The 5,477-nt window shown below is 69.5% G+C and carries 6 protein-coding genes and 1 pseudogene; 4 read left to right on the top strand and 3 right to left on the bottom strand.

All coding sequences use genetic code 11. From position 1 onward, the window contains the following. Together KDK95_RS33835 and KDK95_RS33830 are read right to left on the bottom strand one after the other, a co-directional pair. Nucleotides 1-243 (bottom strand): annotated as a pseudogene (locus tag KDK95_RS33835) (M56 family metallopeptidase); the annotation flags it as partial. A 15-nt stretch (nt 244-258) separates the two neighbouring features. Continuing rightward, nucleotides 259-900: a BlaI/MecI/CopY family transcriptional regulator gene (locus KDK95_RS33830; RefSeq protein WP_212522445.1), complete on the bottom strand. Its 642-nt coding sequence runs from the start codon at nt 898-900 to the stop codon at nt 259-261. Nucleotides 901-1,029: 129 nt separating this feature from the next. Here KDK95_RS33830 and KDK95_RS33825 point away from each other — a divergent pair, with 129 nt between their 5' ends. Then, nucleotides 1,030-1,710 carry a vWA domain-containing protein gene (locus tag KDK95_RS33825; protein ID WP_212522444.1) on the top strand — a complete coding sequence of 227 codons (681 nt, stop codon included), beginning with the start codon at nt 1,030-1,032 and terminating at the stop codon, nt 1,708-1,710. A gap of 430 nt (nt 1,711-2,140) precedes the next feature. On the opposite strand, the gene KDK95_RS33820 is transcribed toward KDK95_RS33825, so the two are convergent. Further along, nucleotides 2,141-3,001, bottom strand: a complete 861-nt coding sequence (locus KDK95_RS33820) for a TetR family transcriptional regulator (protein ID WP_212522443.1) — start codon at nt 2,999-3,001, stop codon at nt 2,141-2,143. Here KDK95_RS33820 and KDK95_RS33815 point away from each other — a divergent pair. From KDK95_RS33815 to KDK95_RS33805, 3 genes are all read left to right on the top strand, one after another. Further along, a complete protein-coding gene (locus tag KDK95_RS33815) occupies nt 2,979-3,155 on the top strand; it encodes a hypothetical protein (protein ID WP_212522442.1) in 177 nt (58 codons plus the stop codon). The genes KDK95_RS33820 and KDK95_RS33815 overlap by 23 nt on opposite strands. Continuing rightward, nucleotides 3,148-3,579: a hypothetical protein gene (locus KDK95_RS33810; RefSeq protein WP_212522441.1), complete on the top strand. Its 432-nt coding sequence runs from the start codon at nt 3,148-3,150 to the stop codon at nt 3,577-3,579. Before KDK95_RS33815 ends, KDK95_RS33810 begins: the two co-directional genes overlap by 8 nt. Nucleotides 3,580-3,675: 96 nt before the next feature. After that, a complete protein-coding gene (locus KDK95_RS33805; protein WP_212522447.1) occupies nt 3,676-4,914 on the top strand; it encodes a CaiB/BaiF CoA transferase family protein in 1,239 nt (412 codons plus the stop codon). Nucleotides 4,915-5,477 lie beyond the last annotated feature (563 nt).

The following is a 5,477-nucleotide window of genomic DNA, read 5'->3' as shown; positions in this document are numbered from 1 at the left end:
CGGCAGTCCCGCCCCCGCCACGATCGACGACGACCAATGCCCAAGCCGCGCGACCCACGCCATCTTCACCAGCGGCGAAAGCACCAGCAGCCCCAGCGCCCCGCAACTAGTCCCCGCAAGCAGCAGCGCGGCACCCGTCATCACCCACGTACCCACCATCGGCTCGACACGCGAGGTTACGCCCCTGGCCAGCGGCCCCGCCGCCAGCGGGAAAAGAAGCGACAACAGAATCAGGACGCGCATAGCTTCTCACCGCAGTCAGCGGCTCTTCCCCTCATCACCGCCAGGCCCGCTGGAACCCACGCCGTTGCCACCGCCCTCGAGCCCGTGACCGGCGGCCATGCTTCCGCCGTTCGCGCCCTCCGGATTGTGGCCCGGGCCGTTGTGGCTGCCCCGGTGCCCGTGACCGGCGGCCGTGCTTCCGCCGTTCGCGCACTGCGGGTCGATGAGTCCGTCCGCGGCGCCACCGAGAAGCGATCGCAGTAGCTCCTCATCTCGCTCGGACAGATCGGCGACGAACCTGCTGAGGACAGCCTCCCGATCGGCAGATCGGTCGAGGAGCTGCGACAGCCGCCGCGCTTCGAGCCCCGCCTCGTCCGACACCGGCGCGTACCTGAACGCGCGCCCGTCGCGATGGCGGGAGAGCGAGCCCTTCTCGTGCAGCCGGGTGAGGATCGTGACGACGGTGCTGTACGAGAGCGCCGCGCCCGTCCCGTCCGTACGAGCGAGCAGCTCACGCACCTCGCCCGGGCTCAACGGCTCCCGGGCGTTCCACAGCACGCCGAGGACCGCCGACTCCAGCTCGCCGGCCGCCCGCCGTCCGGCGCCGCCCTGTTCGGGCAGCGTCGGCCCGTCGTCCCCTCGGTCGCCCGGTCCGCCGCCTGGCCGCTCGCGTCGCACGCGTCCTCCCGCCTGAGATGGTTGCCGGAATGGTGCCTCTGACATGCTACGAATGTGTAGAAGGTTCGAATCCCCAGTCTGCCACATTCGTCCGCCGCACTGTCCCGCTCGGCAGAGCACAATCGAGCCATGACGAACCCTGACTATCGGCACATCATCATGATCGTCGACCGCTCGGGCTCCATGCACGCGTGTAAAGCGGCGACCGAGAAGGGCATCAACGCCCTGTTCACCGGCCAAGTTGACGGCGCCGCCGCGGGTGGTGGCGACGGTGGTAGCGCCGGTGACGGCGGTAGCGGATGGGCCACGGCGTCGCTGTACCAATTCGACACCGAACACGACGTCGTCTTCGCCCACGTCCCGCTCGCCGAGGCCCCCGCATACCGGCTCGTTCCGCGCGGCGGCACCGCGCTCCTGGACGCGATCGGCTTCGCCTTCGCGCAGGAGGGCGAGTGGCTGGCCTCGCTCGCAGAGCACGACCGCCCCGGCGCGGTCATAGCCGTTATCGCGACGGACGGTATGGAGAATGCATCGCGCGAGTACAAGCGCCCGCAGATCCAGGAGATCATCACGCACCAGCAGGATGTCTACGGCTGGCAGACGCTGCTCATCGGCGCCAACATGGACGCGGTTCAGGTCGCGACGAGCTACGGCATCCCTGCCCAGCACGCCCTGACGTTCCGCGCCTCGCCGGCCGGAACCGCAAGCTCGCTGGCCGCGGTGAGCAATGCAATGACGCGCGGCCGCTCCGGCCAGGGCTACGGCTTCACCCCCGCCGAGCGCGCCGCCGCCCTCGCCGACGGCGACTGACCTGCTGATTCCAGCCCCTCTCGCGTACGGCGCCGAACCGTCAGGGTCGGCCGCCCCGTCGCCGAAAGCGAACAGCCGGCCGATTCCGAAAATGAACAGCTGGCCGATTCCGAAAATGAACAGCTGGCCGGTTCCGAGAGTTGTACAGCCAGCCGACTCGCCGTCCCGTTACCGGCGGCGGCCACCTGTCGAGGCGCCGCCCCCTTGGGTACGGTGGCTGGCCGTCTGGCCGAGTTGTCTGCTTATGTCGCTTTGCCTACGGCCACCCACCCGTTGAGTCGATGCCCCTCGGGTACGGTGGCTGGGCTGGCCAGGTTGTCCGCTTCTGTCGTTTCGCCGACGGTGGCTAACCTGTCGACTCGCCGCCCCTTTGTCCTTGGGTACGGTGGCTGGCCGTCTGGCTGGCTGGCCGAGTTGTTGCCTCTGCGGCTTACGGCCGGTCGGTTGGCCAGTGCAGGCGGCCGACCGTGACCAGGCGCAACTGTGTCAGGGCTTCGGCGACGATGCGTGCTTCCTCCAGGGGATTCTCTAGGCCCGAGTCGAGGAGATCGGCGACCGTCAGCATGATCACGTTGACGTAGAGGCGGGCGAGTACGCGCAGCTCCTGGCTGTCCCAGCCCTCCGACTCCGGCTGGAGCTTCAGGTCTTCGACGAGCTCGTCGATGAACGTGTCGAGCTGTGCGGCGATGGCCGCGCGCACCGCTGCGACGCCGCCGTGCCGCTCGCGCGCTACGAAGCGGAAGTGCGGGACGTTGGCGCGCACGTGCGCGACCACGACGTCGACCGTGCGCCGCATGACGTCTTCGGTCTCCGCGTCCGGCGTGCGGATGTCCCGAATCAGTTCGTGCATGCTCCCGAGCGACTCCTCGACCAGCGCCACGCCGAGCTCGCCGAGATCCGCGAAGTGCCGGTAGAACGCTGCCGGCGCGATACCCGCCTCGCGCGTCACCTCGCGCAGTCCCAGGCTGCTGAGACTCTGCTGCTCCATCAACCGAAGTGCGGCGTCCAGCAGCGTCTGACGCGTCGCCAGCTTCTTGGCGCTGCGCACGCCGGTCAGTGGCACGGACGCGCCGATGACCGTCCCGGCCGCTGCCGTTTCAGTGCTCGAGGTCTCGATCTCGGCCATGCTGTGACCCAACTCACTCGGTGAACGACTGTTCGCTCTCTTGAGGTAGCGTACACTGGATTTCAGTGAACAAGTGTTACGGAATCTGAAGTCGCGATCGGAGACCATGGTCTTCGACCGCAGTTCGGGAAGGGGAGGCATCATGATCGCTTTGATGATCGCCATGGTGCTGCTCGCTGTATTCGTGGGGGCGCTGGCGTTCGTGACGAGCCCGGTCGGCCTCGTGCTGGCGGCCGTCATCGGCGCCTGGCTGCTGATCTACGCGGGTCGCAGCCTGGCCGCCCGCCGTGGCGACGGAGAGGCGGCGCGCCGTGGCTGAGCAGACCGAGAACTCAGGCGCGGGCACGCGGCTCGCCGACCGTCCGGTGCAGTCCGGACCGGCCGCCGGCAGCTCCGCCACCGCAACCGCCAAGTCGTCCGCCACGGCGCTCCCTGGCTCGCGTGGTGCGCGCGGCCAGGCCGGAGCGACGGGAGCAACGCCGACGACGTCGAAGCCGATCCCGTTCGCGGCCGTCTCGTTCGTCTGCGGCCTCGTCGGCCTGCTTGTGGCGAACCTCGTGCTCGGCCCGCTCGCCATCGTGCTCGGTGTGATCGGCGTGCGCTCCGACCGGAGCCGCCGGTTCCGCGCGGTGCTGGGCATTCTGCTCGGCGCGGCCGACATCGCAGTGTTCCTGCTGCTCGCGGCCCACTCGGCGCACTCCGGCACGCACGGCTCGCTCAGCTGGAACTTCTTCAGCAACTGAGCCCGGCACGCACAACAGTTCGCACCCGGCCGCCCAAGGGGAACTCTGTTCTCCGCGGGCGGCTTCGTGCTTCCCGCGCTGAACTACGCTTGCGCAATGCCTAGCGCACACGAGCACGGATCGGGACCCCTGGCCGGACTGCGCGTCCTGGAGATCGCCAGCCTCGCACCCGCGCCCTTCGCGTGCACGGTGCTCGCCGACCTCGGCGCGGAAGTCCTCCGCATCGACCGCGCCCCGGCGCCGGTGAAGAAGGACGAGCGCGAGCAGCCCCAGCCAGAGTTGCAGCCACGGTTGCGGCAAGATCCTTCCTCAACTGCGCAGACCCCTGCCGTTGACCCGCTCACCCGGGGGCGACGTTCGATCGCCGTCGACCTCAAGCGTCCGGTCGGCGCCGAGATGGTGCTGCGGCTCGCCGAGCAGGCCGACGTGCTCATCGAAGGCTTCCGCCCGGGCGTGTGCGAACGGCTCGGCATCGGGCCAGAACCCTGCCTCGCCCGTAACCCCCGGTTGATCTACGCCCGGATGACCGGCTACGGCCAGGACGGTCCGCTGGCACAGCGCGCTGGGCACGACATCAACTACTTGGCGATCGCCGGCGCGCTGGAGCCGCTCGGCCCGGCGTCCGGGCCGCCGCTGCCGCCGCTGAACTACGTGGCCGACTTCGGCGGCGGCGGGATGCTGCTCGTCGTCGGCGTCCTTGCCGCGCTCTGGGAACGTGACCGGTCCGGTGCCGGACAGGTGGTCGACGCCGCGATGGTGGACGGGACGGCGCTGCTCACCTCCGTTCTGCATACCTTGCGAGGCGCGGGACTGTGGGACGATCGCCGTGGCCGGAATCTGTTCGATGGATCAGCTCCCTTCTATGCTGCGTACGAGTGCTCGGACGGCCGGTTCATCGCGGTCGGCGCGCTGGAACCGCAGTTCTGGGCTGAGTTGTTGGACGGCCTCGGTGTCCCGGACGCCACCGAACTCGTGCGGCGTCAGCACGATCGTGACGCGTGGCCCGAGGTCCAGGAGCGCTTGGCGGCGATCTTCCTCACCCGGACGCGGGACGAATGGTCGGCGCAGTTCGCCGACTCAGACGCCTGCGTCACACCGGTACTCGGACCGTTCGAGGCGCATGCCCATCCGCACAATGTTGCTCGTGGCACGTTCATCGATGTGGACGGTCAGTGGCCTCAGCCGGGACCCGCGCCGCGGTTGTCGCGTACGCCGGGTAGGGCCGCGTCACCGCTGTCCCCAGTCGCCGGCCAAGACGCTGATGAAGCGCTAGGGGAGTGGGGGCTGGCGTTCGAGGACATCGGACGGTTCATGGCGGACGGCGCTTTCGGATAGGGCGAGCGGACGGCGGCGGTGGCCGCCGGTTTCTCGTCAGTTGAAGTCGGAATTCACAGACGAGGCCGCAGCATCGAATCCGAACGGGAACGCCGGGGTCACCAGCGTGCCGTCTCGACAGAAGCGATGACTTGTCGATCAGGATGAGGCCGGGTGCTAACGCGGGTTGGGGCCGTCCAGGCTCCAGTGGCGGCTGATTGAGGCGATCCAGCCGTTGCCGTCATGACGTGGGCGGAGCGCGAAGCGGGAGATTGTCCGCTGTCCGCCTTCGAGGTCGAATGTAGAGCACGCGGAATGCTGCTGGGTGCTGGGCGCTGGGCTGGGTGCTCGGTGGCAGGCGGCCGGTGGCCGGTGCTCTGTGAGCAGTGGCGGGCGCGGGGCGACTGGCGACTGGCGAGCGGCGACCGGCGACCGGCGAGCGTCGGCTGGCGACCGGCGACCGGCGACTGGCGAGCGTCGACTGGCGACTGGCGACCGACAAGCGGCGACCGGCGACTGGCGACCGCCTACCGGCGCCCGGCTACCGGTTTGCGGTCAGGGGCAGGTGGCGCAGGGGCCGGGGT

Source organism: Actinospica acidithermotolerans (assembly GCF_018139625.1).
GTDB lineage: Bacteria > Actinomycetota > Actinomycetes > Streptomycetales > Catenulisporaceae > Actinospica > Actinospica acidithermotolerans.
The sequence above is the reverse complement of the archived record's forward strand: the minus strand, read 5'-3'. Positions and strand labels throughout refer to the sequence as shown.